This window comes from Streptomyces sp. NPDC037100 (assembly GCF_055606225.1).
Genome location: NZ_JBVJSX010000003.1, coordinates 725,422 through 751,578, shown reverse-complemented (window position 1 = coordinate 751,578; position 26,157 = coordinate 725,422). Strand labels below are relative to the sequence as shown.

22 protein-coding genes, 1 tRNA gene and 3 pseudogenes are annotated in these 26,157 nt (G+C 71.6%); 6 read left to right on the top strand and 20 right to left on the bottom strand.

Features of this window, described 5'->3' with window-relative positions; genetic code table 11:
* Nucleotides 1-375: 375 nt before the first annotated feature.
* On the top strand, nucleotides 376-2,664 hold the full coding sequence (locus tag ACZ7EG_RS13475) for a transglycosylase domain-containing protein (protein ID WP_471076654.1): 2,289 nt from the start codon (nucleotides 376-378) through the stop codon (nucleotides 2,662-2,664).
* 153 nt (nucleotides 2,665-2,817) lie between these two features.
* On the opposite strand, the gene ACZ7EG_RS13470 is transcribed toward ACZ7EG_RS13475, so the two are convergent.
* Nucleotides 2,818-3,282, bottom strand: coding sequence for a GatB/YqeY domain-containing protein (locus tag ACZ7EG_RS13470; protein ID WP_248509994.1), 465 nt, complete (start codon nucleotides 3,280-3,282; stop codon nucleotides 2,818-2,820).
* A 134-nt stretch (nucleotides 3,283-3,416) separates the two neighbouring features.
* Here ACZ7EG_RS13470 and ACZ7EG_RS13465 point away from each other — a divergent pair, with 134 nt between their 5' ends.
* From ACZ7EG_RS13465 to ACZ7EG_RS13455, 3 genes are all read left to right on the top strand, one after another.
* Nucleotides 3,417-4,355 carry a metallophosphoesterase gene (locus ACZ7EG_RS13465; RefSeq protein ID WP_471076651.1) on the top strand — a complete coding sequence of 313 codons (939 nt, stop codon included), beginning with the start codon at nucleotides 3,417-3,419 and terminating at the stop codon, nucleotides 4,353-4,355.
* Nucleotides 4,356-4,486: 131 nt separating this feature from the next.
* On the top strand, nucleotides 4,487-5,257 hold the full coding sequence (locus tag ACZ7EG_RS13460; RefSeq protein WP_471076648.1) for a Pr6Pr family membrane protein: 771 nt from the start codon (nucleotides 4,487-4,489) through the stop codon (nucleotides 5,255-5,257).
* A 47-nt stretch (nucleotides 5,258-5,304) separates the two neighbouring features.
* Nucleotides 5,305-5,378: transfer RNA gene (locus ACZ7EG_RS13455), tRNA-Pro, on the top strand.
* A gap of 77 nt (nucleotides 5,379-5,455) precedes the next feature.
* Here the strand turns inward: ACZ7EG_RS13455 and ACZ7EG_RS13450 are convergent.
* Nucleotides 5,456-5,668: pseudogene (locus ACZ7EG_RS13450) on the bottom strand (site-specific integrase); the annotation flags it as partial.
* Nucleotides 5,669-6,132: 464 nt separating this feature from the next.
* Nucleotides 6,133-7,347, bottom strand: coding sequence for a PP2C family protein-serine/threonine phosphatase (locus ACZ7EG_RS13445; protein ID WP_471076645.1), 1,215 nt, complete (start codon nucleotides 7,345-7,347; stop codon nucleotides 6,133-6,135).
* Nucleotides 7,348-7,718: 371 nt separating this feature from the next.
* On the opposite strand from ACZ7EG_RS13445, the gene ACZ7EG_RS13440 reads away from it, so the two are divergent.
* The gene (locus ACZ7EG_RS13440; protein ID WP_471076642.1) at nucleotides 7,719-8,246 is read left to right on the top strand and encodes a hypothetical protein; all 528 of its coding nucleotides are present in this window, start codon (nucleotides 7,719-7,721) and stop codon (nucleotides 8,244-8,246) included.
* A 145-nt stretch (nucleotides 8,247-8,391) separates the two neighbouring features.
* Here ACZ7EG_RS13440 and ACZ7EG_RS13435 read toward each other — a convergent pair whose 3' ends face one another.
* From ACZ7EG_RS13435 to ACZ7EG_RS13355, 17 genes and pseudogenes are all read right to left on the bottom strand, one after another.
* Nucleotides 8,392-9,888 (bottom strand): peptide MFS transporter, encoded by a 1,497-nt coding sequence (locus tag ACZ7EG_RS13435; protein WP_471076638.1) that lies wholly within the window; start codon nucleotides 9,886-9,888, stop codon nucleotides 8,392-8,394.
* 6 nt (nucleotides 9,889-9,894) lie between these two features.
* Nucleotides 9,895-10,713, bottom strand: a complete 819-nt coding sequence (locus ACZ7EG_RS13430) for an SAM-dependent methyltransferase (protein ID WP_471076635.1) — start codon at nucleotides 10,711-10,713, stop codon at nucleotides 9,895-9,897.
* A 38-nt stretch (nucleotides 10,714-10,751) separates the two neighbouring features.
* Nucleotides 10,752-12,035 carry a cytochrome P450 family protein gene (locus ACZ7EG_RS13425; protein WP_471076632.1) on the bottom strand — a complete coding sequence of 428 codons (1,284 nt, stop codon included), beginning with the start codon at nucleotides 12,033-12,035 and terminating at the stop codon, nucleotides 10,752-10,754.
* 2 nt (nucleotides 12,036-12,037) lie between these two features.
* On the bottom strand, nucleotides 12,038-12,391 hold the full coding sequence (locus tag ACZ7EG_RS13420; RefSeq protein WP_471076628.1) for an antibiotic biosynthesis monooxygenase family protein: 354 nt from the start codon (nucleotides 12,389-12,391) through the stop codon (nucleotides 12,038-12,040).
* Complete coding sequence (locus ACZ7EG_RS13415) at nucleotides 12,388-12,714, bottom strand: antibiotic biosynthesis monooxygenase family protein (protein ID WP_471076625.1); 327 nt, start codon at nucleotides 12,712-12,714, stop codon at nucleotides 12,388-12,390. The genes ACZ7EG_RS13420 and ACZ7EG_RS13415 overlap by 4 nt, the downstream gene beginning before the upstream one ends.
* A 1-nt stretch (nucleotide 12,715) precedes the next feature.
* Nucleotides 12,716-13,465: an SDR family NAD(P)-dependent oxidoreductase gene (locus ACZ7EG_RS13410; RefSeq protein ID WP_471076622.1), complete on the bottom strand. Its 750-nt coding sequence runs from the start codon at nucleotides 13,463-13,465 to the stop codon at nucleotides 12,716-12,718.
* Nucleotides 13,466-13,496: 31 nt separating this feature from the next.
* Nucleotides 13,497-14,210, bottom strand: a pseudogene (locus ACZ7EG_RS13405) (SDR family NAD(P)-dependent oxidoreductase); the annotation flags it as partial.
* A 33-nt stretch (nucleotides 14,211-14,243) separates the two neighbouring features.
* Nucleotides 14,244-14,693 (bottom strand): annotated as a pseudogene (locus tag ACZ7EG_RS13400) (SRPBCC family protein); the annotation flags it as partial.
* Complete coding sequence (locus ACZ7EG_RS13395) at nucleotides 14,693-14,956, bottom strand: acyl carrier protein (protein ID WP_402705492.1); 264 nt, start codon at nucleotides 14,954-14,956, stop codon at nucleotides 14,693-14,695. The gene ACZ7EG_RS13395 and the pseudogene ACZ7EG_RS13400, both read right to left, overlap by 1 nt.
* Nucleotides 14,957-15,096: 140 nt before the next feature.
* The gene (locus ACZ7EG_RS13390) at nucleotides 15,097-16,449 is read right to left on the bottom strand and encodes a ketosynthase chain-length factor (RefSeq protein ID WP_471076618.1); all 1,353 of its coding nucleotides are present in this window, start codon (nucleotides 16,447-16,449) and stop codon (nucleotides 15,097-15,099) included.
* Nucleotides 16,446-17,732 (bottom strand): beta-ketoacyl-[acyl-carrier-protein] synthase family protein, encoded by a 1,287-nt coding sequence (locus tag ACZ7EG_RS13385; protein ID WP_471076615.1) that lies wholly within the window; start codon nucleotides 17,730-17,732, stop codon nucleotides 16,446-16,448. The genes ACZ7EG_RS13390 and ACZ7EG_RS13385 overlap by 4 nt, the downstream gene beginning before the upstream one ends.
* On the bottom strand, nucleotides 17,729-18,160 hold the full coding sequence (locus ACZ7EG_RS13380; protein WP_471076612.1) for a cupin domain-containing protein: 432 nt from the start codon (nucleotides 18,158-18,160) through the stop codon (nucleotides 17,729-17,731). The genes ACZ7EG_RS13385 and ACZ7EG_RS13380 overlap by 4 nt, the downstream gene beginning before the upstream one ends.
* Nucleotides 18,157-18,528, bottom strand: a complete 372-nt coding sequence (locus ACZ7EG_RS13375; protein WP_471076609.1) for a TcmI family type II polyketide cyclase — start codon at nucleotides 18,526-18,528, stop codon at nucleotides 18,157-18,159. The genes ACZ7EG_RS13380 and ACZ7EG_RS13375 overlap by 4 nt, the downstream gene beginning before the upstream one ends.
* Before the next feature lie 160 nt (nucleotides 18,529-18,688).
* Complete coding sequence (locus ACZ7EG_RS13370; protein WP_471076606.1) at nucleotides 18,689-20,602, bottom strand: AfsR/SARP family transcriptional regulator; 1,914 nt, start codon at nucleotides 20,600-20,602, stop codon at nucleotides 18,689-18,691.
* Between the two features lie 353 nt (nucleotides 20,603-20,955).
* Nucleotides 20,956-22,827 carry an asparagine synthase (glutamine-hydrolyzing) gene (gene asnB, locus ACZ7EG_RS13365; protein WP_471076603.1) on the bottom strand — a complete coding sequence of 624 codons (1,872 nt, stop codon included), beginning with the start codon at nucleotides 22,825-22,827 and terminating at the stop codon, nucleotides 20,956-20,958.
* Nucleotides 22,824-23,357, bottom strand: coding sequence for a PNPOx family protein (locus ACZ7EG_RS13360; protein ID WP_471076600.1), 534 nt, complete (start codon nucleotides 23,355-23,357; stop codon nucleotides 22,824-22,826). Before ACZ7EG_RS13360 ends, asnB begins: the two co-directional genes overlap by 4 nt.
* A complete protein-coding gene (locus ACZ7EG_RS13355; RefSeq protein WP_471076597.1) occupies nucleotides 23,354-23,803 on the bottom strand; it encodes an anthrone oxygenase family protein in 450 nt (149 codons plus the stop codon). Before ACZ7EG_RS13355 ends, ACZ7EG_RS13360 begins: the two co-directional genes overlap by 4 nt.
* Before the next feature lie 554 nt (nucleotides 23,804-24,357).
* On the opposite strand from ACZ7EG_RS13355, the gene ACZ7EG_RS13350 reads away from it, so the two are divergent.
* Nucleotides 24,358-25,935, top strand: a complete 1,578-nt coding sequence (locus ACZ7EG_RS13350; protein ID WP_471076595.1) for an FAD-dependent monooxygenase — start codon at nucleotides 24,358-24,360, stop codon at nucleotides 25,933-25,935.
* Nucleotides 25,936-26,157: the final 222 nt, after the last annotated feature.

Genomic DNA, 26,157 nt, shown 5'->3' with positions numbered 1-26,157 from the left:
CCACGGCGGCAGCGGCATATTCACCGCCGCCAGTTGAGGACGTTACGGAAGGTGGGCACAGCGCAACACCCCCAGCGGGCCCAATCTTGAATGGCCCGAACGGACTATGGGTAAGCGGCAGATCACCCGGGGGAGTGAGCTGGCGACATACGCAACCTTCCCGGCAAACCAGGACAGTTCAGTTGCGTCACAACGGACGCCATATGACACACAAGGCGGATTCGGACACGGCCCCGACAAAAAAATCGGGGAACACCCAGAACGATTCGGGGTCGCTGGACGTATTGATACGTGGCCTCACTGCTGTGACAGTTGAGAGCAGCTTAGGCCAAGGCCTATACGCCTGTCCGGCGAATGAGAACGTAGGCTGCCCTCATGCCAAAGAAGCGCTCGGGCGGTGGTCTGTCTCCCACGCAGCAGGCCGCCAAGTTCCTCGGTGTCAGTGTCCTCGCGGGAGCCGTGCTGGCCGGCATCGCACTGCCCGCCGTGGGCGCGCTGGGCCTGGCGGCCAAGGGGTCGGTCGAGAGCTTCGACGAGCTCCCGGTCAACATGAAGACCCCGCCGCTGAGTCAGCGCACCACGATCCTCGATGCCGACGGCGGCCAGATCGCCACGGTGTACTCACGCGACCGCACGGTGGTCCCCCTCAAGGACATCTCGCCGTACATGCAGAAGGCGATCGTCGCGATCGAGGACTCGCGCTTCTACCAGCACGGCGCCGTCGACCTGAAGGGCGTCCTGCGCGCCCTCAACAAGAACGCGCAGACCGGCGGAGTCTCCGAGGGCGCCTCCACTCTGACGCAGCAGTACGTGAAGAACGTCTTCGTGGAGGAGGCGGGCAACGACCCGACCAAGGTCGCGCAGGCCACCCAGCAGACCATCGGCCGCAAGATCCGCGAGCTCAAGTACGCGATCCAGGTCGAGGAGGAGCTGGGCAAGAAGAAGATCCTCGAGAACTACCTGAACATCACGTTCTTCGGCCAGCAGGCCTACGGCGTCGAGGCTGCCGCCCAGCGCTACTTCTCCAGGTCCGCCAAGGACCTCACCCTCGAGCAGTCGGCCCTGCTCGCCGGCATCGTCCAGTCGCCCAGCCGGTACGACCCGGTCAACGACGAGGCGGAGGCACTCAAGCGCCGCAACACCGTGCTGCAGCGCATGGCGGCCGTCGGCGACATCTCCTCGGCACAGGCCGCCGAGGCGACGAAGGCACCGCTCGGCCTGAAGGTCAGCAAGCCCAAGAACGGCTGCATCACATCGGTCAAGGGCGCGGGCTTCTTCTGCGACTACGTGCGCGAGGTCTTCCTGAACGACCCGGTCTTCGGCAAGACCAAGGAGCAGCGCGCGAAGATCTGGAACCAGGGCGGCCTCACCGTCCGCACGACCATGGACCCGCAGTCCCAGAAGGCCGCGCAGCGCTCCATCAAGGACCACGTCTACAAGAGCGACGAGGTGGCCACCGCCGTCTCCCTCGTCCAGCCGGGCACCGGCAAGATCCTCGCCATGGGCCAGTCGCGTCCGTACGGCTTCAAGAAGAACGAGACGCAGATCAACCTGTCCGTCGACCAGTCGATGGGCGGCGGCATGGGCTACCAGCCCGGTTCGACGTTCAAGCCGATCGTGGCCGCCGCGGCCCTCGAGGACGGCATGCCGGCGAACAAGGTGTACTCCTCGCCGTACCAGATGGCGTACCCGAGCCCGGTGTCGGTCTGTGACGGCAAGCGGTGGGTGAACGACCCCGCCAACCCGGCCAAGCTCGAGAACGAGAACTCCTCCGAGGTCGGCCCGTACGACATGCGGGAGGCGACCGCCAAGTCGGTCAACACCTACTACGTGCAGATGATCAGCGACATCGGCATCTGCCCGGTGACGACGATGGCGAAGAAGATGGGCGTCGTGCGGGCCGACGGCAACAAGATGCCGCAGGTGCCCTCCATCGCCCTCGGCACCCAGGAGATGTCGCCGCTGACCATGGCGAACGCGTACGCGACCTTCGCCTCGCGGGGCATGTACTGCACGCCGGTCGCCATCGAGTCGGTCAGCCGGCGGGTCGGTGACAAGACCACGTCGCTCGAGGTCCCGAAGTCGACCTGCTCGCGCGCGATGTCGGAGAACACCGCCGACACCATCAACACGCTGCTGAAGGGCGTCGTCGAGGACGGTACGGGCAAGAAGGCCGGCCTCGGCAGCCGTCCCAGCGCCGGCAAGACCGGAACGACGGACGAGCGCTACGCGGCCTGGTTCGTGGGCTACACCCCGAACATGGCCGGAGCGGTCTGGGTCGGCGACCCCGCGCACAAGCGCAAGATGTCCGGCATCACCATCGGCGGCCGGTCGTACGGCAAGGTCTTCGGTGGCGAGGTCCCCGGTCCGATCTGGGGCGACATGATGTCCGGCGCGCTGGAGGGCAAGCCCGTCGAGGACTTCCACACCGTCCACATCCCCGACAGCAAGCCGCGGGACCGCGGGGACGGCGACAACGACGGTGGCGGCCGCGGCGACGGCGGCAACGACGACAACGACGGGTTCATCGGCGGTCTGGTCGGCGGCAACGACAGCGGCGGAGGCGGCGGCGAGTCCTTCCCGACGCCTTCCTTCTCCATCCCGGAGGGCTTCTTCCGGGGCCAGGGCAACGGCGGCAACGGCAACGGCGGCCGGTTCGGCTGAGCCGGCGGTGTGACGCGACGACGACGGCCCCCTCCCACCCGCACGGGTAGGAGGGGGCCGTCATGGTCCGGCTGAACGGTCAGCCGGACGGCAACACCACCGGGCCGAGCACCGGGTCAGCCGGACGGCAACACCACCGGGCCGAGCACCGGGTCAGCCGGCCAGCAGCTTCTTCACCGCGGCGGCGACGCGACCGCCCTCGGCCTGCCCGGCCACCTTCGGGTTCACGATCTTCATGACCGCGCCCATGGCCCGCGGCCCCTCGGCACCGGCCGCCTTCGCCTCCTCGACCGCCTGGGCGACGATCTGCTGGAGCTGCTCGTCCGACAGCTGCTGCGGCAGGTACGTGGCGAGGACCTCGCCCTCCGCCTTCTCCCGCTCGGCCTGCTCGGGACGACCGCCCTGGGCGAAGGCGTCGGCCGCCTCACGCCGCTTCTTCGCCTCCCTGGTGATCACCTTCTGGACCTCGTCGTCGGAGAGCTCGCGCTTCTCCTTGCCCGCGACCTCCTCCTTGGTGATCGCGGCGAGCGTCAGCCGGAGCGTCGAGGAGCGCAGCTCGTCGCGCTCCTTGATCGCAACGTTGAGGTCATCCTGCAGCTTCGACTTGAGCGTGGTCATGGGGTCGATTGTCGCAGGTCCGGAAGGAACGGCGCCCCTCGATTTAGGCGGCCGCGGCCGAAGAGCCGGTGCGATCAGGGGATTTCGGGCACCGCCCGGCACGGACCACGGCCGGGGTCTGACACGATGGTCGTATGCGCGCGCGATACGGAGTCCCCCTGGGAATCGCGGCGGCTGGCGCCGCCGGTCTGGTGTACGCGGCGGGTTTCGAGGCCCGCTCCTTCCGCCTCCGCCGGGTCACCGTCCCGGTCCTGCCCCCGGGAATGCGCCCTCTGCGCGTGCTCCAGGTCTCCGACATCCACATGGTCGGCGGCCAGCGCAAGAAGCAGCGCTGGCTGCGGTCCCTGGCGGGCCTTCGCCCCGACTTCGTGATCAACACGGGCGACAACCTGTCCGACCCCGAGGGCGTCCCGGAGGTCCTGGACGCGCTCGGCCCCCTGATGGAATTCCCGGGCGCGTACGTCTTCGGCTCCAACGACTACTACGGCCCCAAGCTGCGCAACCCCGCCCGCTACCTGCTCGAGAAGGCCCAGGGCCGCCACGGGCTCAACGGCAACGCGCCGGCCGAGGGCGTGGTGCACAACCCGTGGGAGGACCTGCGGGACGGTTTCGACGCGGCGGGCTGGATCAACCTGACCAACACGCGCGGCGAGCTCAAGCTCGAGGGCGGCTCGGTGGAGCTCACGGGCCTGGACGACCCGCACATCAAGCGGGACCGCTACGCGCAGGTGGCGGGCGGCCCGTCCGAATCGACGGACTTCTCGATGGGCGTCGTGCACGCCCCCTACCTGCGCACACTGGACGCCTTCACGGCCGACGCCTACCCCTTGATCCTGGCCGGCCACACCCATGGCGGCCAGCTGTGCATCCCCTTCTACGGCGCCCTGGTCACCAACTGCGACCTGGACACGGAGCGGGTGAAGGGCCTGTCCACGCACACGGTGGAGGGCCGTACGTCGTACCTGCACGTGTCGGCGGGCTGCGGCACGAACCGCTACACCCCGGTACGGTTCGCGTGCCCGCCGGAGGCGACGTTGCTGACGCTGGTCGGGCGCGAGGCTGTGGGGAGGTAGAGCAGGTAGGGCAGGTAGGGCAGGTAAGGAAGCTAGGCAGGTAGGGAACGGACGGGGCCCGGTCCGGGTGGGGTAACCCGCACAGCCCCGCCCACATCGCCCCCTATGTCCGCTTCTGTCAGCGTGGGGGCATGACCGCCCCGATACCCCGGGACATCCCGGACCTCCCAGCGATACCGTCCCCGCCGGCACTGAAGCCCACCCCCGTGCCCGCCACGGCCGTCGTCACCCCGGTCCGCCGCCCCGCGGCCGCGGCCTTCCGCCTGCTGGTCGCCCTCGTGGCGGCCGCGGGCGTGACACTGGAACTGCTCCTCGGCGACCCGTCCCGTGTCCTGAGCTACTTCGTGATCCAGAGCAACCTGCTGCTGGCCCTGGTCATGGCCCTCTCGGCCCGCCGTGCGTGGACGGCCCGCCGCCCCCTGCCGGGTGCCGTCCTGGGCGCGACGCTGCTCTACGTCGTGATCGCCGCTCTGGTGCACCACCTGCTCCTGGCGAACGAGGCGAGCCCGTTCTCCCTCACGGGCGAGGCGGCCACGCCGAAGGGCTGGCAGGCCCTTTCCCATGAGGTCCTGCACACGGTGACCCCGATCGCGGCGGTACTGGACTGGCTCCTGCTCACGTCACCCGGCCGCCTGCACCTCCGCCAGGCCAGCACCTGGCTCCTCTACCCGATGGCCTACCTGGCCTTCTGCCTCACCCGGGGCGAACTGCTCCTCCCGGGCACCCCCGACCGCTACCTCTACCCCTTCCTGGACGTCGGCCAGGACGGCTTCAAGCGGGTTCTCGGCAACGCGCTCCTCCTGGGCCTCTCCTTCTACGCCCTGGCCGTCCTCCTCGTGGCCCTCGACCACGCCCGCCCGAACCCCATCCGCCACCGCGGCAAAACCGGATTTCGTCTCTAGCCACCGGTGGGCTAAAGTAAACGTCGTCGCCGCGACAGCAGCGACATCGGGGTGTAGCGCAGCTTGGCAGCGCGCTTCGTTCGGGACGAAGAGGTCGTGGGTTCAAATCCCGCCACCCCGACAGTGAAACACCAGGTCGCCCAGGCTACTCACGTGAGTAGGCTGGGCGATCTGCTTTGTGCGTGTCCATCTGCGTGACTACCGCTCCGGGTCCCGCGTGAAAATGCCGTCCATGACCACCGCACCGGTCTGGAGCACGAGCCGGATCTGCTTCCGGTACACCTCCTCGGTTACGGCCGTGCCGGAGTGGCCGACGGGACGAGAGATCTCCTCCAGCGGGACGCCACGCTCGGACAGCAGCGACACAAAGCTGTGCCGAAGCTCTCTCGGCGTCGCCCGCGCTGCGCCGACGCGCGCCCACGAGTGGATAGGGCCGGTCGCCATGAGTCGATCATCGCGGCGCGACGGTCAGAGCACTGCCTCCGGCGGGGGATCGGCCGGCACCGGGATGGAGGGGCACCGTCGCCGACCGCGGGTCCGACGTAGCGGATGGTGGAAGCTCTCATCCCGCACACCAAGCCAAGCCAGTGGCGCACGCCCGCGCATCGGGCTCAAGGCTGGGAACCTTCGTGGGCCAGACGGGAAGCTCCCCACTTCTGGGCGTGGGGCTCTTGCGACGCGTGCCCCTCGTTTCTGCACATCAGCGAATTTCGTTGTGAGCCGTTTTCAAAATCGCTCAGCAGGCGACGGGAAGCTCTGGGCCGCCTGACAGGTGGAGTTGCAGCCGCTGGGAGGGACCGCGTCGTCTCTTCGGGTGGTGCGGGTCTTGTGCTGCATCGGCGGGCGGAGACCTGCAGTGCGATCGCTGAGACGCCTCACAGGCTGACGACGACCAGGGCGGTGTCGTCTGTGACACCTTCGGCGGGGATCAGGTCGTTCATCACGGCATCGGCGAGTGCTTCGGGGGTGGTGAGTTCCTTGTGGCGGATCAGGGCGTCGGTGAGTTGGCTGAGTCCGGTGTCGATGTCCTGGTGGCGGCGTTCGATGAGGCCGTCGGTGTAGAGCAGGAGGGTGCCGCCGTCGGTGAAGGTGGTGGTGGCTTCCGGCCGAGGGCCGGACTCGAGGACGGCATCCAGCGGCGGATCGGTCGCCTGGTCCAACAACTCCACAGTGCCGTCGGCGCGAAGAAGGACCGGAGGGGGGTGGCCGGCGCTGGAGTAGGTGATGAGGTGGCGGCTGAAGTCGACGAAGGCGGTCACCGCGGTGGTCGACTCGGCGCCGGTGACGCAATGCGCGTACCGGCCGAGGACCTCGAGGGCCTGGGCGGGGCCGGTGGCGACCAGGGAGGTGGCGGACAGGGCGCTGCGGAGCTGGCCCATGATGCCTGCGGCCTCCAGGCCGTGGCCGACGACATCGCCTACGGCCACAGCGATCTTGTCGCCGTCCTGGAGTTGGACCAGGTCGTACCAGTCGCCACAGACATTGAGGGAGCCGACCGCGGGCCGGTAGCGGACGGCGAACCGGTGATGGCCGATCGAGGGCGGAACGGGGAGCATGGCGCGCTGCAGGGCGAGGGCGACCTCACGCTCGCGGGCGTGGGCGCGACGCAGGCGCTCGTTGATTTCGTGCAGCTGCCGCATCCGGCTGAAGAGCTCGGCCTCGAGCTGGAGTGAGCGGTCCGGCCGGCTGGTGGCGCGCAGGAGTTCAGTGACTTCCTCGACCCGGTGGATCACCAGGGCGATCTGGCCGTCGGGCGCGAAGACGGGCGCGTTGACCACGCTCCAGTAGCGTTCCTCCCAATGGCCGGGGCGCTGCGCGGATTCCACGTCGTAGCGCTGCAGGTCCATGTCGATCTTGCGGTTGGCCAGGACCGCGCGCAGGGATGCCTCCAAGTGGCGGGCGTCGGAGGCTGCCGGGTCCCGCGGGCTGCCGGGGAAGGCGTCGAAGAGGTAGCGGCCCACCACCTGGTCGCGGCTGCGTCCGGCCTGGCGCAGCCACGCGAGGTTGGCGTCGGCGAAGACCAGCTCGGGAGTCAGCAGAGCGACCGCGCCCGGCAGTCCTTGGAACACTGCCGCGTAGTCGATAATCATGGAAGCAGAATATGGACAAATGGTGCGATTCACGCTTCCCGTCATCCTCCTGATGGAGACCCCCGGCCTTCCTCTGTCGGCGGCAACCCGATCAGGAAGCCAAGGCCCTGGTTAATGGGGAGGTCCTCTGGCGCACCGCCCACAACCGCCAGGTCAAGGTCCGGCTTGATGAGGGGCCGGCAGCCGACGAGTGATCTCCGCTGGGCCGTCTCTGGGCCGTCCGGGGCGGCTCAGCGGCGATCGGTGACGACTGGCCATTTTTTGATCAGTTCTGGGGGAACCTTGTCGCGTTCGCGCGCGAGATTCTGGCTTCGGCGGGCACCGGGGTCACCGCCAATGAAGATCACCGACTAGCAGAAGGACAGCGGCTCATGGCACTCCTGGCCGAGTACAGCTGCAAGGCCACACCGGCCCGCCGCGTCGTGGAGGTGTACGACGCCGACGCCTACCTCAGCGACGACGACGCCATGGCTGCTGCCCGCAGGCAGGTGGTGGCCGGCAACGGCTATCACCTGTACCTCCGCAGTCTGCAGCCCGACATCGACGTCGAGGTCGCCATCCGTGTCTGGGACACCCCGCCGGCCCCGCCCGGCGACGCGGAAGGCCATGTCCCCGTGAGCATCGAGTCCGAGACCGGCATCGTCGTCGTCAATCAACTCGAGTACGGGCCCGCGGGAGAAATGGCCCTCCCGCGCCCCGGCGTCTACGACGGCCACGCCTGGTGGGAGGGCCGCCAGGCGACCGCCGACTACTACGAGCGCAGCCTCGATCACCCCACCGACGACACCTTCGAAGACCACCTCACCCAGGCATGGAGCAACTGCCCCGTCATCGAGCGCTACGTCCTCGATCTCGCCTACATCCGCGAACCCGACCCCGTCGATGAAGACGACCTCTGAATTCCGTACGTGTCGGCGCGCGGTGCGTCCGCCACGTTTCATGTCGTGGGTTCAGGCGAGGAACCGCTTCTGGTCCGTGGACAGGCTTTCGCGGACGGTTTCCGCCGGTTCACCGGTGTCGCCGAGTGGCAGATTCGCGCCGGCGTCAGGGGCCGGCCGGCAGGTCGAGGAGTCGGCGCAGGCGGGGCGTTCCGAGGGCGACCGTCGCGCCGACCGCCAGCACGAAGCCGCCGAGCAGCAGGAAGTACACCGCCGGCGACAGCACGGTGGTCAGCCGGAACAACTGGCCTCCCACCACCACGCCCACCGCACCGAACAGGCCGTTCACCGCGAGCAGGCGGCTGGTGCTGCCGGGGGGCGCCACCGTGGCGGCCAGGGCCAGGCCTGCGGGGGCCAGGGCGACCTCGCCGCAGGAGTACAGCAGGTAGACCAGCAGCAGCCACTGGGGGCCGACCGGGCCGTGCTCGGCGAGCCTGGCCGCCACCGCCATCAGGAGAAAGCTGCAGCCCGCGGTGATCAGCGCGCCCGCGAACTTGACCGGTACGTCCACCCGCGGCGCCCGGAGCCAGAGCCGGGCGAAGAGCGGGGCGACCAGCAGGACGAAGAGTGGGTGTACGGACTGGAACCAGCTGGCGGGGACCTGGAAGCCCAGCACGTCCCGGTCGGTGTGGCGCTCGGCGAAGAGGCTGAGCACCGAACCGCTCTGCGCGAAGATCATCCAGAAGGCGGCCGAGGCGGCCATCAGCGTGGTGAAACCGACGAGCCGGCTCCTGTGGCCCGTGCCCTGGGCAGGAGTCCGGCGCAGTGAGCGCAGGTACCAGAACGGAAGGGTGACCGTGGTGAGGCCGAGGACGGCGAGCACCGCGGGGAGCGGGAGCAGGCCGCCGGCCGCCGGCACCACCACGAGCGCGCCCACCGCCCCCGTGACCCACGCGGCGCGCCGCAGCATCGCGACGGCCTCGGGACGCGGCACCGGATGGGGCGGACGCGCGCCCACGTCCCCGTACCGGCGCAGACCGAGGGCGAACTGGGCCAGCCCCGCCGTCATGCCGAGGGCGGCCGCCGCGAAGCCCAGGTGCCAGGCGACGCGTTCGGCCAGCAGCCCGGTGACGACGGGGGCGATGAGCGCGCTGACCTGGATGCACATGTAGAAGAGCGAGAAGGCCGCCTCGCGGCGGCCCTTCCCGTCCCCGCTGACCCCCGCGACCATGGCCGCCATGGCCGGTTTGACCAGGCCCGTCCCGGCTACCACCAGCAGCAGACCGGCGTAGAGCGAGCCCGTCACCGGGAGCGCGAGCACCGCGTGGCCGCAGGTGATCAGCGCACCGCCGAGCAGCACGGCCCGGCGCGCGCCCAGCACCCGGTCGGCGAGCCACCCGCCGGGCAGTCCGGCCATGAAGCTGAGGGACATGTACGCCGCGAAGATCGCCGTGGCCGTCTGTGGTGCCATGCCCATGCCGCCGCGCGTCTCGGAGGCGGTGAGGTAGAGGACCAGGATCGCCGCCATGCCGAAGAAGCTGAACCGCTCCCAGAGGTCGACCGCGAGCAGCGTGCCGAAACCGGGCCTGCGGTCACCGGCGGGCGGTGGTGCGGCGGGAGCGGTGGCCGGCGAGGAGTCCTGCGGGGTGAGGGAGGTGTCCACCGGAGGTCACCGTGCCGGTTTGAGCGCCACTCCGGCCAGCATCGCGAGCGCCGGGTCGGGGGTCTCGGCCGGTTCCGGGCGCCACAGCGGGGCACGCACCACGCCGGGCTCCACCAGCTCGAAGTCCTCGAACAGCGCGGCGAGTTCCCGGTTGTCCCGCCAGATCACCTGACTCACCGCGCCCCGGTACTGCTCGGCCGCCTCCGGCGCCGCCCTCGGGACCTCCTCCGCGCCGGCGTGCGAGATCACCAGGGCGCTGCCGGGTGCCAGCCGCTCGGTGTACTGGCGCACCAGGGCGAGCGGATCGTCGCCGTCCGGGACGAAGTGCAGTACGGCGGCGAGGATCAGCGCGACCGGCCGGTCGAAGTCGATCAGCCGGCGGGTGTCCTCCGCGTCCAGGATCTCCCGGGACTTGTACAGATCGCCCTGGAAGACGGCCGCTCGCGGTTCGCCGGCGAGCAGGGCACGGCCGTGCGCGACGGCCACCGGGTCGATGTCGACGTAGACGACCTTGCTGTCCGGGTGGGCGGCGAGGGCCACGTCGTGCACGTTGCCCTCGGCCGGGATGCCGGAGCCGATGTCGAGGAACTGCCGTATGCCGAGCGCGGACAGTTCGCGTACCGCGCGGCGCAGGAAGGCGCGGTTGGCCTTGAGGGTGGCCGGGAGGTCCGGGTTGCCGGCCGCGACCTTGCGGGCGAGTTCCCGGTCCACGGGGAAGTTGTGGGTGCCGCCGATCCAGTGGTCGTAGACCCGGGCGATGCTCGGGGTGTCGATGTCGACCTCCGGCGGGGCCCAGGAGGGGCGTTCGGTGTCCTGACGTTCCACGGGTGTCTCCTCCAGTGAGGGCGGGGCGGGGTCGGCGGTCACGCCGTGAACACCGGGAGTTCTTCGAGGCCGCGCATCATGAGGCTGCTGCGCCAGCGCAGTTCGTCCGCCTCCGCGGCGAGTCGCAGCCCGGGCAGGCGCGTGAACAGGCGGCTGAGGACGATCTGGCCCTCCAGCCGGGCGAGCGGGGCGCCCAGACAGTGGTGGATGCCGTGGCCGAAGGCGACCGAGGCGGTGTGGGCGCGGGTGATGTCCAGGCGGTCCGGGTCCGGGTAGCGGGCCGGGTCCCGGCCGGCGGCGCCGAGCGAGATGGTCACGAACTCGCCCTCGGGGATGGTGACCGAACCGACCTCGACGGGCTCGGTGGTGAACCGCCAGGTGGCGTTGGTGACCGGCCCGTCGTAGCGCAGGAACTCCTCGACGGCAGCGGGCCACAGCGACGCGTCCGCCGCGAGCTGCCCCCGCACGTCGGGGTGGGTGAGCAGGGCCAGGGTGCCGTTGCCGATGAGGTTGACCGTGGTCTCGTGGCCCGCCACCAGCAGCAGGAACGCCATGGAGATCAGTTCGTCGGACGACAGCCGCTCGCCGGCGTCCTGGGCGTGCACGAGGTCGGTGAGCATGTCGTCCGCCGGTTCGGCCCGCTTCGCCTCGATCAGCGCCTTCAGGTACGCGATCATCGACGCGCTGGCTTCGCGCACCTCGTCGGTGCCCGCGCCGGAGACGAGCAGGTTGGACCAGCGGCGGAAGGCGGCCCGGTCGTCCGGGGGCACGCCGAGCAGCCAGCAGATGACCGTGAACGGCACCGGGAAGGCCAGCGCCTCCATGAGGTCCAGCCGCTCGTGCCGGGCCATGGCGTCCAGCAGTTCGTCGGTGAGCGCGGTGATGCGCGGCCGCAGGGACTCGACCCGGCGCGCGGTGAAGGCCCGGCCGACGAGCCGGCGCAGCCGGGTGTGGTCCGGCGGGTCGCTGTCCAGCATGTGCACGCTGAGGACGTGCGGGAACTGGCTGCGCTCCCCCGACTCCGCGAGGAACTGCCGCTGTTTGTCCGGGTCGGCGAAGTTGCGCGGGATGAGGTCCCGGCCGACCCGCATGTCCTTGCTGAGCCGGGGGTCGGCGAGCAGGGCCCGGGCGTGCTCGTATCCGGTGACGAGCCAGGTGCGCAGGCCGTTCGGTGTCGTCACGGGCACCGCGGGCGCGGTCCGTCGCAGGCCGGCCAGCGCCTCGTGCGGGTTCTGGTGGAAGGCGGGGGTGAACAGGTCGGTGGGCGGGCGGGCCGGTGGGTCGGTCGGCGGGGCTGCTTGCCGGGCGTCCGTGCGTGCCACGCTCAGACTCCTTCCTTGACGTCGTCGACGGGGGTGGCGGCCCGGTCCCCCGCGTACGCGGCGAGCTCCCGGTAGATCTCGAAGGGCCGGTCCCGGCCGGTGTCGCGCAGCGGCCGCAGCGGGGCGGTCTGGTCCTTGTGGGCGGGGCCGCTCTCCCAGGCGGTGAACGCCTCCCAGTGGGACCAGCGGCTGACCACGACGTAGGAGCGCGGGTCGCCGAGGGCGTGCAGCAGCTTGTTGCCGAGCAGGCCGGCGGTGCCCGCCATCCGGCGGCTGGCCTCGTGGTACGCGGGCAGCACCCGGTCCGGGTCGTCGCTCAGGTGGTAGAGCACCACCTCGACGGCGCCGCCGGTCACGATGCGGCGCCGGACAGGGCGGCGACGACGTGCATGGTCGTCATGGAGCCGCCGCTGCGGTACGGGTGCAGTTTCTGACGGTGTTCCAGGTGCCGGTCGCTGGTCTCGAACTCACGGAACAGCGGCTCGTTCACCCAGTCGCTGACGATGTAGTAGACGCCCTCCTCCTCGGCGCTGCGGGAGAGCCACTGGCCGAGGTTGGCGGGGTGGGTGGTGACCGAGTCGCCGACCTCCAGCCACACCTTCTCGAACTCGTTCTCCATGCCGGGCTTGATCTGCATGCGCAGCGTGACCCGGAAGACCTGCTCGGCGGGCTCGGGCATGTCAGATCCCCCCGTCGACGTTGAGGGTCTCGCCGGTGATGTAGGCGGCGGCGTCGGAGAGCAGGAACAGCACGGGTCCGGCGAGTTCCTCGACGGTGCCGAGACGGGCCAGCGCGGTCTTCTGCGCGTAGGTGGCGCGCAGTCCCTCCGCGCGGTCGGCGGGCATGGCGGCGAAGGCCTCGGTCTCGATGACGCCGGGGGCGACCACGTTGACGCGGATGCCCTTGGGGCCGAGTTCCTTGGCGAGCGAGCGGGTCAGCCCGATCATGGCGGCCTTGGCGGCGGTGTAGTGGGCGCGCAGCGGTATGCCGGCGGCGGCTCCGCGCGAGCCGATGTTGACCACCGAGGAGCCGGTGCCGAGCAGCGGCAGCGCCTGCTGGATGATCCGGTAGGCGGCGGTGAGGTTGGTGTCGAGGATGCGCGACCACTCGTCGGCGGGCAGTTCCGCGAACGGGATGTGGCTGATCACGCCCGCGTTGTTGACCACGCCGTCGAGCCGTCCGAAGCGGTCCTTGGTCTCGGCGACGAGACGGTCGACCTCGGCGGTGTCACCGACGTCCGCGCGGATCACGTGGTGGTCGCCGGCGGTCTCCTTCAGCGCGGCCGTCAGGCTGTCGACGGCTTCGCCCTCCTGCCGGTAGCAGGTGAGGACGTCGGCGCCCGCCCGGGCCGCGGCGAGGACGATGCCCCGCCCGATGCCCCGGGTGCCGCCGGTGATGAGCAGTTTCCTGCCGTGCAGTGCGAGTTCCACTGGGATTCCCTCCATGGCTGGGGGCCGCGGCTCAGACGCAGCCGTCGACGTGGATGTTCTGGCCGGTGACGTAGCCGGCGTGGTCGCTGACGAGGAACAGCACGGTCCGGGCGATGTCGTCGACGGTGCCGAGCCGGCCGAGCGCGGTGAAGGAGGCGAAGGTGGCGCGCTGCCGCTCGGCCTCCTCGGCGGGCAGTTCGTCGAGCGCCTCGGTGGCGATGCGGCCGGGTGAGACGGTGTTGACGCGGATGCCGCGCGGTCCGAGCTCCCGGGCCAGTGAGCGGGTCATGCCGATCAGTGCGGACTTGACGGCGGTGTAGTGGACGCCGCCGGCCATGCCGATGAAGGCGACCGTGGAGCCGATGTTGATCACCGAGGAGCCGGAGGAGAGCAGCGGCAGGGTGCCCCGGGTGACCAGGTGGGTGGCGGTGAGGTTGCCCTGGACGGTGCCGGCCCACTCGGCGGGTGTGAGGTCGGCGTACGGCTGGGGGCGGAACGTCCCGGCGTTGTTGACGACGGCGTCCAGTCCGCCGAGGCTCGCCTCGCACGCGGTGACCAGCCGGTCCACGTCGGTCTCGTCGGCGGCGTCGGCCCGCAGCACCTGGTGTTTGCCGGGGGTGCCGGCGAGTTCCTCCTCCAGGGTGGCGACGGCCTCGCCGGGGGTGCGGTAGCAGGTGACGACGTCGGCGCCGGCCCGGGCGGCGGCGAGGACGATGCCCCGGCCGATGCCGCGGGTGCCGCCGGTCACCAGGAGGCGCTTGCCCTGGAGCTCGCGGCCGGCCCGGGCCGCGGTCTCCACCTTGGCCTTGATCAGCCGCATCTGGACGGCGGTGTTGCGGTTGAGCCGGGCGGTCATCCCGGCGTCGTCGATCGGGGCGTCGGGCTTCATCGCGAAGTCCTGGATCCAGCGCATCCGTACGCCGCCGGGTACCTCCTCGTACTCCCAGCGGATGTTCATGTACGCGAAGGGGCCGGTCTCGACCCGGCGGGCCACGACGGTGCGGGTGGCCGGGTCGGGGGTGCGCTCGGAGACCCAGCTCCAGACCGTGCCGTTCTCGTCCGGGTGCAGGGCGAGGCGGAAGGTGACGGTGTCGCCGTCCCTGCCGAGGATCTCGGCGGAGGCGTACTCGCTGAACAGCCGCGGCCAGGCGGCCACGTCGTTGGTCATCGTCCACACCAGGTCCATCGGTGCCTCGACGACGATCGCGTTGTCGGTGTGTCCTGCCATCAGACGCGGGCCTCCGTGAGCCGGGCGTGGACGTAGGTCAGGGCCTCGCGCGGGGTCTGGGTGTGCGCCAGGTCGCCGTCGGGGATCTGGATGCCGTACTCGCGCTCGATGCGGTTGACGAGTTCCAGCAGGGCCAGGGAGTCGTAGCCGAGGTCGGCGAACGAGGTGTCGGCGAAGTGCTCGCCGTCCAGGTCGGTCTGTTCGTCGACTCCGCCGCTCGCGCGCAGGATCCGCCGGATGTCGTCGAGGGTGAACTCCGCCATGGGAAGCCTTTCGTGGGTTGTGTGTGGGCTGGGGATGCGTGGGGGCCGGTCGCGCCCGCGCGGCGGAGCCGCAGATCCGTGCAGCCCCGTGCCCTGGGCGGGCCGCGCCCGCAGATGTCGGCCGGCTGCCGGTGAGTCGGTCACCTCCGGAGGGCGTTGCGGTCGCCGGCGCCCACCACCAGCGCGGAGGTGAAGCCGCCGTGCCCGCGGGCCAGGACGAGGGCGGTGCGCGGGTCGGTCTGGCGGGGGCGGTCGAGGACGAGGTCGATCTCGCAGCCGGGGGCCGGGCGGCCGAGTCCCGCGGTGTGCGGGACGACTCCGGCGCTCAGGGCGAGCAGCGCGGTCGCCACGTCCAGTGCGGCGCCGCCCGCGTAGAGGCGCCCGGTGAGGGTCTTCGGCGCGGTCACCGGCACCCCGCCGGGCCCGAACACCTCGGTGAGGGCGCGGGCCTCGGCGAGGTCTTCGGCGGGCGTGCCGGAGGCGTCGGCGAAGACCATGTCGACGTCGCCCGGGGCGAGACCGGCGTCGGCGAGGGCCCGCCGGATCACGGACACCAGCACGGAGCGGCGGACGGTGGGACGGTTCGGCGTCGAAGGCCGCGTGGCAGTGCCGTGCGCCGTGGCGGGCCGGGTGGCGTCGTCCGTCGCCGGCAGCCGCGTCGTGCCGTCCGCCGCGGGGTCGAAACCGGCCGCGTAGCCCAGGAGTTCGCCGTACGACGGGACCCCTCGGGCGTGTGCCGCATCGGCGCTCTCGACGACGAGGATGGCGCCGCCCTCGCCGGGGACGAACCCGGAGGCGGCCGCGTCGAAGGGCAGGTAGGCGCGGGCCGGATCGTCCTCGGTGGACAGCCGGCCGGTGGACAGCTGCGCCACCAGGCCGTACGGGCACAGCGAGGCGTCGGTGCCGCCGCTGAGCACGAGCCGGGAGCCGGTGTCCAGGAGCCGCCGGGACTGGCCGAGGGCGTCGAGACCGCCGGCCTGCTCTCCGCAGATGACCCCGCAGGGTCCCCGCATGCCGTGCCGGATGGAGACCTGGCCGGTGGTGGCCGCGTAGAACCAGGCGATGGACTGGTAGGCGCCGACCCAGGACGAGCCGTGCCGGTAGAGGTTCTCCATTTCGTGCTGCCCGAACTCGGTGCCGCCCGAGGAGCCGGCGGTCACCACCGCCATCTCGTACTCCGGCAGGGTCGCCGGGTCGGCGGCGGCGTCCGCGAGGGCGTCCTCGGCGGCGGCCAGCGCGAAGTGGGTGAAGCGGTCGGTCTGCGGGACGAGCCGTCCCGGGACCTGTTCGGCGGCGCGGAATCCGGGGACCTCGCCCGCCACCCGGACGGGGTAGCCGGTCGGGTCGAAGCGGGTGATCCGGCCGAGTCCGCTCTTGCCCGAGAGCACCGACTCCCAGTGCCGGGCGGCGCCGATCCCGGTGGGCGCGACCACGCCGAGCCCGGTGACCACGGACCGGCCGCGCCGGCCGGGGCGTATGCCGGAGGCGCTCATGCCGCCTCCCCGTGTGCGAGGACGGGCCGGCCCAGGACCATCGCGGTCTGGAAGCCGCCGAAGCCGCTGCCCACGCTGAGGATCCGGTCCATGCGGTGCTCGCGGGCCGTCACGGGCACGTAGTCGAGGTCGCACTCGGGGTCGGGTGTGGACAGGTTGGCCGTCGGCGGAACGACCTGGTGGCGCAGGGCCAGCGCGCAGGCGGCGATCTCCAGGGAACCGATGGCGCCGAGCGAGTGCCCGATCATCGACTTGATGGAGCTGACCGGCACCTCGTGGGCCCGCTGCCCGAGACTGCGTTTGAACGCGGCGGTCTCGTGCCGGTCGTTCTGCTTGGTGCCCGAGCCGTGCGCGTTGATGTAGTCGATGTCTTCGGGATCGAGCCGCGCACGGTCCAGGGCGACCCGGACGGCCTCGGCCATCTCCCGGCCGTCGGGCTTGAGTCCGGTCATGTGGAAGGCGTTGCTGCGGCCGGCGAAGCCGAGGATCTCGGCGTACACGGTGGCGCCGCGGCGCCTGGCCGACTCCCGCTCCTCGATCACCATGACGGCGGAGCCCTCGCCCAGGACGAAGCCGTCCCGCCGTCCGTCGAAGGGCCGGGAGGCGTGCCGGGGGTCGTCGTTGTTGGGGGTGGTGGCCTTGATGGCGTCGAAGCAGGCGGAGGTGATCGGCGACAGCGGGGCGTCGGTGGCGCCGGCGAGCACGATGTCGGCCGTGCCCTCCTCGATCAGCTGGACGCCGTGCCCGATGGCGTCCAGGCCCGAGGTGCAGCCGGTGGAGATCAGCGCGACCGGCCCCTCGGCGCCGGCCTGCCGGGCCACCTCGACGGCGAGGGTGCTGGGCACCATGTAGCCGTACAGGTGGGGAACGCCGTAGCTGTGGTCGACCAGCCAGTGCCGGCCGCCGTCGGAGAGGACCGCGTACTCCTCCTCCAGGCCCATGGTGCAGCCGACGGCGCTGCCGATGCTGACGGCGACCCGTTCCGGGTCGGTGCCGGGCAGTTCGATCCCGCTGTCGGCGACGGCCTCCCGGGCGGCGACGACCGCGAACTGGCCGGCCCGGTCCATCCGGCGGGCCTCCTGGGGGGTGAGCCCCGCGGCGAGCGGATCGAAGTCGCACTCGGCGGCGACCTGTGAGCGGAACCCCGCCGGGTCGAAGAGGCTGATGCGGCGGGTGGCGGTGCGTCCGGCGGTGAGCAGGTCCCAGTAGGCGTCCCGCCCGATCCCGCCGGGTGCGACGGCTCCCACTCCGGTGATCACCGCACGTCGGTGTCCGGACGTCATCGGGCCGCTCCCACATCGGGGTTGCCCGCGGAGGCGTCGAGCGGCTGTTCGGTGTCGACGTGGCCCAGTTCGGGGCGGGGCGCCAGCGGGGAGAGGTGGAAGACCGCCTCGGCCGGCACGGACCCGGTGTTCACCAGGCGGTGGCGCACCCCGATGGGCACCAGCAGCGAGTCGCCGGGGCCGAGCGCGACCGGGGTGCCGCCGTCCAGCGTCATCTCCAGCCGGCCCTGCACGACGTGCAGGAACTCCTCGGAGTACGGGTGGAGGTGCTCGGTGACGTGGTGGCCGGGGGCCAGCCGCAGCACTCCGCCGAAGCCCGAGGTGCAGCCCACGGTCTTGGGGCTGAGGGTGACGCGGATGTCGCCGCCGCGCTTGGTGTTGGCGGCGACCTCCTGTGCGGAGACCTTGGTGGTGGCGGGGGCGCTCATCGGGCACCGCCCAGGTTCGCCGAACGCGGGGTGCTTGTCTGCGGGCCCTCCTGGGGCGTCCAGGAGTAGAAGGGGACGGCCATGGCGTCCTTGGGCTCGCGCCAGTCGGGGTCGAAGGGCGAGATGAACCGGCCGAGCCGGGTGTTGATCTCCTCGTAGAGCGGGTGGCTGCGCGCCTTGTACAGGTTCGGCGCGATGTCCTGGTCGGCCTCCACCAGGTGGAAGTACAGGTTGTGGAAGGCGAACAGCGTCCGCCTCGACACCCCCACCAGATGCGGCAGTTCGGTGCTGTCCGAATCGGCGAAGACCTGCGCGACGCCCTCGGCGTCGGCGAGGTCCATCCTCGCCACGATCAGCGTTCGGTGCACGATGTCCTCCCGGCTTGTCGGTGCTGAGTTCACCCTGGTCGGCGGGGGTCGAGACGCTCTCGAAGGCGCCTGGAGAACCGCTGACGGACCCGGTGCCGCGGGCGGGAGACAGCACGACGGCCCGCCGCACCTGGGGTGCGGCGGGCCGTGGAGGGACCTGCTACCGGCGGACGTCGGCCTTCATCAGGGTGACGCCGCTGCCGCCGACGACACCGGCGCCGACCATCCGGCCGTGCGGTACGTCGCCCGCGGGCGCGCCCCGTGACAGGAGGATCAGGGCCTGCCGGATGAGCCGGGGCACGGAGTACAGCAGCTCGGCGTCCGGGGTCAGGTGCTCCTGTACGAGGTGGACGTCGACGAGGTATTCGAGGAGTGTCTCGGCGTCTCCGGTGCCGGGGCGCAGCCGTGTCACGACCTCGTCGAGGCTCCAGCGGCGCTCACGCTGGAGCAGCAGGCACAGCAACTCCCGTGCGCGGGCGGGCAGATGCCGGTGACTGGTGGCCACCGTGGTCATCAGCGACTGGGTGCCGTCGGGGAGTTCGAGCAGCATCCGGGGGTTGCCGCGCAGCCGCAGCGCCAGCCGGGCCGCCGACCAGCCGGGCCGCGCGGTGAGTCGGCCGGCCACCGCCCTGATCGCCAGGGGCAGCCCCTCGCACAGCCCCGTCAGCTCCTGCACCGCCGCGGGGTCCTCCTGCCGGGAGCGCTCCCCGGCGACCCGGTCGTAGAGCTGGAGGGACTCCTGAGGGGACAGGGCGGGGAGCACGATCTTGCGGCCCGTGGACAGGCTGTGCGCCCGGTAGCGGTTGGTGGCGATCACCGCGCAGCCGGATCCGCCCGGCAGGACGGCACGGATCTGGGAGGCCGTGAGCGCGTCGTCGACCACGACGAGCACCCGGCGGTCGGCGGTCCAGGTGCGGAAGAGCCTGCTGAGCTCGTCGAGCCCGCTGGGCTGTTTCTCGCGCTGGATGCCGCAGGCGGTGAGGCAGGCCGACAGCACGTCGGCGAGCTGCTGGGAGCCCTCACCGACGGCGGACAGGTCGATGAAGAGCTGCCCGTCCGGGAAGCGCGGGCGCAGCCGGTGCGCGGCACGCACGGCGAAGGCGCTCTTGCCGACACCGGGCGGGCCGTGCACCTCGACCACCCGCATGCCGGTGCTGGGCCGGTCCGCGCCGAGGAAGGTCTCCAGCTGGTCGAGTTCGCGTTCGCGTCCGACGAAGTCGCCTACGTCGGCGGGGAGTTGGGCCGGGCCCGGCACGAGACGACGCCCGCCGTGCGCGGTCTCGCCCTTGGCCGGGGCCGGCCCCCTGAGGTGGCCGCGGTCGGCGAGCACTTCCTGGTGGAGCCGCTGGAGCTGCGCGGAGGGCTCCAGTCCGAGTTCCTCGACGAGATGGCTGCGCAGGGTGCGGAAGGTGTTGAGGGCGTCGGGGCGGCGGCCGCAGCGGTGCAGGGCCCGCATCAGCTGCCCGGCGAACGCCTCGTGGGTGGGGTGGGCGCGGAAGGCCTCGGCCAGCTCGTCCAGGACGGCGTGGTGCCGGCCGAGTTCGAGCTCCAAGGAGAAACGTTGCTCTTGGACGCTCTTACGGCGTTCCTCCAGCTGGGTCGACCAGGCCGACAGCCGGCGTCCGGTACTGATGTCGACGAGGGCTCCGCCGTGCCACAGGGAAAGCGCCGACTTGAGGGTGAGAGCCGCCTCCTCCTCCCCCGCGCCGGTACGGAGCTGTGCCATGCCCTGCTCGGTGAGCTGATCGAACCGGTAGGCGTCCACCGACTGCTTGTCGTCCAGTCGCAGTTCGTAGCCGCCCACCCTGGTGAGGATCGCGGGGCAGCCGTGCGGTGGACGGGAGCCGAAAGCCGCACCGTGCTGTCCGGTGGCCAGTTGCAGTCTGCGCCGCAGTTGATAAATGTAGGTTTGCAAGGTGGTCAGCGCGCTGAGCGGTGGGTGGTCCTCCCACAGTTCCTCGCACAGCTGGTCCACGCTGACCAGCGAGTTGGCATTGAGCACCAGCAGGGCCAGCACCTGACGCAGCTTGGGGGCCGACGGTGTGACGTCCTCCCCGTTCCTGCGTATTCGCATCGAGCCCAGCAGACCGATCTCTATCACTGCATTCCCCCTGAGTGAGCCGCCTCTGTGGGGTGGCGGCCATCGGTTAGTCACCTTCCTGCGTCACTCATTTTTGGGCGAAACATCAAACGCTCGAAGGGGCGGAGAAATTGCCTGCCCTTTACTCGGGGAATTACGCTTCGCCGAAAAAGAAGTTGAAACCAGCAATACCCCTGCGCACACCGGCGACGGGAATGGAAACCGATTACCGCATTCCCGTCCTAGTCTTCTGGCATCCTATGCTTCGCACACATCGATGACAAGGAGCACATTTTTGCGCCGGGGTGTGGCGCCGCACGCCCGCCGGGGTGTGGCGCCGCACACCCTCACATGCGCAGCTCGACCCCGTACTCCGCGAGCCACGTGTTCAGCTGGAGCACCATCTCCATGCTCGCCCGCTCCACCCACGCGAAGGCACCGCTGGGGGCCGCCGCCGCGCCCAGCGCCACCCGGGTCGCCTCGGCGTCCAGCAGCGGGGCGACCGGCGCCGCCGAATCCGCGGCCACGTCCCCGAACCGGTGCCGTACGAACTCGCCGTACGCCGCCTCCTGGACGGTCGGGTAGGCGCTCTTGGGCCGGTTGAGCACCCGCTCCGGCAGCAGGTCGGCGACCGCGGCCCGCAGCAGGCTCTTCTCCTGGCCGTTCACCCGCTTCAACTCGGCCGGCACGTTGTAGACGTACTCCACCAGCGCCCGGTCGCAGAACGGCGGGCGCAGCTGCACCCCGTGCGCCATGCTCATCCGGTCGGCCCGGTCCAGATGGGTCGGGGCCCACCGGGTCAGCGCCAGATAGGTGACCTCGCGCGCCCTGCGTTCGGCCGGGCTCTCCCCGGCCACCTGCGGGACCTCGGTGAGCGCGTCGCGGTAGTGCTGGTCGGCGTACTCCATGAAGTCCAGCTCCTTGCGGAGCGTACGGTCCACCAGCGAGCAGCCGAGACCGCCCGCGGCCGCGTCGTGCCCACGCTCGAAGGAGACCCACGGGAAGGTCGTGGAGTTGCTGTGGGCCGGGTCGTACGCCCAGAAGTAGCCGTTGAACACCTCGTCCGCGGTCTCCCCGGAGAGCACCGCGGTGATCCCCGCGCCGCGCAGCGCCTCGAAGAACAGCAGCAGCGAGACGTCCATGTCGCCGAGCGGCGAGGGCGCGTCCTGGCTGCGCAGCGCGGCGGCGTGCGTCGTCGGATCGGCGAGCGCCGCCGTGTCCAGCAGGATCTCGGTGTGCTCGGTTCCGATGTGTTCGGCCGCGAGGGCCGCGTAGGGGGCGTCCGGGGTGGCCCGCATGGTCGGGTGCGGTTCGAAGTTCTCGGCGTAACCGGAGAAGTTCACCGAGAACGACCGCAGGCCGCCCCCGTCCGCACGCCGCCGGCGGGCCGCGAGCGCGGTCAGCGCGCTGGAGTCGATCCCGCCGGACAGCATCGCGCCGACCGGAACGTCCGCGCGCAGATGGGTGCCGACCGCCTCCTCCAGCAGCCGGCGCACGGTGGCCACGGTGGTCTCCAGGCTGTCGGTGTGCGGACGGGCGGGCAGCGACCAGTAGCGCCGGTGACCGGTGCCCGGCGCCCGCACGGTCATCGTGTGACCGGGCAGCACCTCGCGCGTGCCCCGGAACACACCGGTGCCCGGCTTGCGGCTGTGCGCGAACAGCTCCCGCAGCCCGTCGGCGTCGACCACAGGACGCACCGCCGGATGCGCCAGCAGCGCCTTGGGCTCGGAGCCGAAGACCACACCGGACGGCGTCAGGAAGTAGCACAGCGGCTTCACCCCCAACCGGTCGCGGACCAGGAGCAGTTCCTGCCGCCGCACGTCCCACACGGCCAGGGCGAACAGGCCCTCCAGCCGCTCCGAAAACGCGGCACCCCATTCCAGGTAGGCGTGCAGCGCCACCTCCGCGTCACCGTCGCCGGTGAACCGGTGCCCCTTCGCGGCCAGTTCGCGGCGCAGCTCCGGATGATTGGTGACGCTGCCGTCCAGGGTCAGCACGGCCACCGGGCCGCCGGCCTCCGACTCCACCACGGCCGGCTGCCCCACCTGCTCGGAGCCCAGCAGGGCGAGCCTTCGGTGGGCCAGCGCGGCATGGCCCTCGATCCATTCGCCGAAGCCGTCCGGGCCGCGGTGCGCGAGCGCCGCCGCCATCGCCCGTACGGTGGGCGCCTCCGGTGTCAGGTCCCGCTCGAAGTCCACCCAGCCGGCGATTCCGCTCATCGTGGCGTCCTTTCGCTCTCTGCGTCTGAGGGGGGTGCGCTGTTCTCCGCCGGGGCGTGGGCGACGAGGGTGACCTCCACCAGGGAGAGCCCGTGCCGGGCGACCGCCTCCCGGAACTCGCCGAGTCCGGGCGCCCCTTCGCCGAGCACCGCCAGTCCGAGCCGGCGTGGGGCTTCCTCCCCGTAGCGGTGGTACAGCTCCAGATAGCCGCGCGCGCTGCGCTCCGCGTCGTCGACCAGCACGAACCGCACCGGCCGCCGCTGCCCGCGCCAGGTCAGCTCGCCCGGCGCGCCGCCCGCGAAGTTGTGGCGCCAGCCGCTCCCGGTCGCCACCACCAGGGCGCCACCGAGGGTGTGCACCCCGGCGGGCACGGTGTACGGCCGCCCGCTGTGCCGCCCCGTGAAGTGCAGCAGCGCGAGCCGCTCGGCCACCGGGCCGGGCTCGGGGCGGGACAGCAGCTCCCGCATCCGGGCATCGGCCGCCGCCCGCTCCGCCCCCTGTGGCAGATGGCGTACGACGACGGGGCTCATGACAGCACCACCGCGGCGGCGGTCAGTGCGCAGCCCGCGATCGCGAAGCAGGTGCGCACCAGATGCCAGCCGCGCCAGGCGGGGCGGGGGTCCCGCCAGCCGGGGCCGAGGTCCTCGGGCCGGGTCCGCTTGACCCTCCGGTTGATCGGCACGTTGCGGGTCTGCGACACCACGGCCACCCCCGCCATGCACAGCGCGGCCGCCGCGAACAGCACCCGGGGGCCGCCCGACGCCCGTATCGCGAGCCCTACGTCCACGGCCGTGGAGCCGGTGACGATGAACGGCATGATCCGGTCGTAGCGTCTGCCGAGCAGAATGTGCGTGGACACGTACCGCTCCGGGGACATCGCGACCAGCGCGGGCATCACGCTCACCGCGACCGCGAAGAGCACCCCCGCCACCAGGCCGGTGCCCGTCAGCACCAGCACACTCAAAGCCTCCACCACCGCTTCCGCCCTCCTTCGAGCCTTGCGCCGTCCGGCCGTCCTGCCGTCCTGCCGTCCTTCGGGCCTTGCGCCGTCCGGCCGTCCTGCCGTCCTTCGGGGCTTGCGCCGTCCTTCGGGCCTTGCGCCGTCCTGCCGTCCTTCGAGCCTTGCGCGTCCTTCGGGCCTTGCGCCGTCCTGCCGTCCTTCGAGCCTTGCGCGTCCTTCGGGCCTTGCGCCGTCCTGCCGTCCTTCGAGCCTTGCGCGTCCTTCGGGCCTTGCGCCGTCCGGCCGTCCTTCGAGCCTTGCGCGTCCTTCGGGCCTTGCGCCGTCCGGCCGTCCTTCGAGCCTTGCGCGTCCTTCGGGCCTTGCGCCGTCCGGCCGTCCTTCGAGCCTTGCGCCGTCCTTCGGGCCTGGCCCGAACCTGTCAGCCGCCCCTCGCACGACACTCGAATCCGCCTGGGAGCGCACCGCTTCCCGGCGGTTCCGCTCGCCCGCGCCGCGAGCCCGGTTCGAGGCGCCGGGTGTTGCATCGGCCCGCCGAACCGAACGCGATCCACACCCTCGGAGGAGCCGGTATGGCGGACGAGACGACCGAAGTACTCATCGTGGGCGGCAGCATGGTGGGGCTCGCCCAGGCCCTGTTCCTCGCCCGGCAGGGCATCCGGCCGCTGCTGGTGGAGCGGCACCCGGAGATCTCGGCACACCCCCGGGCGCAGGCCGCGAGCCCGCGGACCATGGAGCTGCTGCGCGCCCTCGGCCTCGAGGACGCGGTACGGGCACGGGAGAACCCGCACGCCCAGTACGGCGACATCCTCCAGGCCGAGTCCCTCACCGGAGCCGAACTCGGGCGGTTCGACGGACCGTTCCGCTTCGACCGGCACGAGGTCGGCACCACCGGCTGGACCCTGATCGGGCAGGACCGTCTCGAGCCGGTGCTGCGGGAGCGGGCCGAGGAGCTCGGCGCGGACATCCGGTTCGCCACCGAGATGACGGAGTTCACCCAGGACGCGGACGGCGTCACGGCCGTCCTGCGCGGTGCGGGCGACGGGTCCGAACGGACCGTGCGGGCGCGGTACCTGGTCGCGGCCGACGGCTCACGGGCGCCGATCCGCACCCGGCTCGGCATCGGCCACCACGGGCCGGGGGTGTTCGGCCGGCAGATGAACATCGTCTTCCACGCGGACCTCGACCCGTACGTGGCGGGGCGCACCTTCTTCCTCTGCTTCGTCAGCAACCCGGTCGTCAAGGGCGTGCTCGGCAAGCTCGGCGGCGCGGACTCCGACCGCTGGGTGCTCGCGCCGAGCCTGCCGCCCGGGTCCGACCACCGCGTCTTCGGCACCGAGGACTGCGTGGAGCTGGTACGGGCCGCGGTGGGCGTGCCCGATCTGCCGGTCACCGTGGAGTCCGCGACGAGCTGGGAGATCGCCGCCTGGGTCGCGGACCGCTTCCGCTCCGGACGCGTGCTGCTGGCGGGCGACTGCGCGCACGTCATGCCGCCCACCGGCGGCTTCGGCGGCAACATGGGCATCCAGGACGCGCACAACCTGGCCTGGAAGCTCGCGCGGGTGCTGCGCGGGCAGGCCGGCCCCGGCCTGCTGGACACCTACGAGCAGGAGCGGGCCCCGGTCGCCGAGTTCACCGTCGACCAGGGCGTCATCCGCTACCTCCAGCGCAGCGGCCTCGACGAGGCGGCAGCCGCCCGGCACCGCCCCGAGACCACGGTGCTGTTCGGCCACGTGTACCGGTCGGACGCCGTCCTGAGGGAGGCCGGTGACGACGACAGCGCCGTGGTCGAGGACCCGACGTCCCCCACCGGCCGCCCCGGCACCCGCGCCCCGCACCTCCCCCTGGTCCGCCAGGGCAAGGACGTCGCCCTGCACGATCTCCTCGACGGGGGTTTCTGGCTCCTCGCCGGCCCGGGCGGCACGGCCTGGCAGGAGCCGGCGGCCGCGCTCGGTCTGTCCTTCCACCGGGTGGGCGCGGAGGAGCCCTCCGAGGTCGTCGAGCGTTTCCTCACCCGTTACGGGGTCCAGGAGACCGGTGCGGTGCTGGTCCGGCCGGACGGGTTCATCGCGTGGCGTTCCGGTGGGGCGGTGGGTGATCCGGCCGGGTCGCTGACGGCGGTGCTCGATGCGGTGTTGCGGCGGGCGTGAGCGTTCTGTCCGGGGGTGCGGTGGGTTGTCGAGCGACTGCGGCACCGTCGTGGCTGGTCGCGCAGTTCCCCGCGCCCCTTGACGCACGCTGCGCGTGCACAGGACGGCCGCGGTGCTCCGTGAAGGAGCACCGCGGCCGCTTCATGGGGCGCGCAGCGCACCCATAGGGGCGCGGGGAACTGCGCGGCCAACCCCCACCGGCCCACAGCCACCCGACAACCA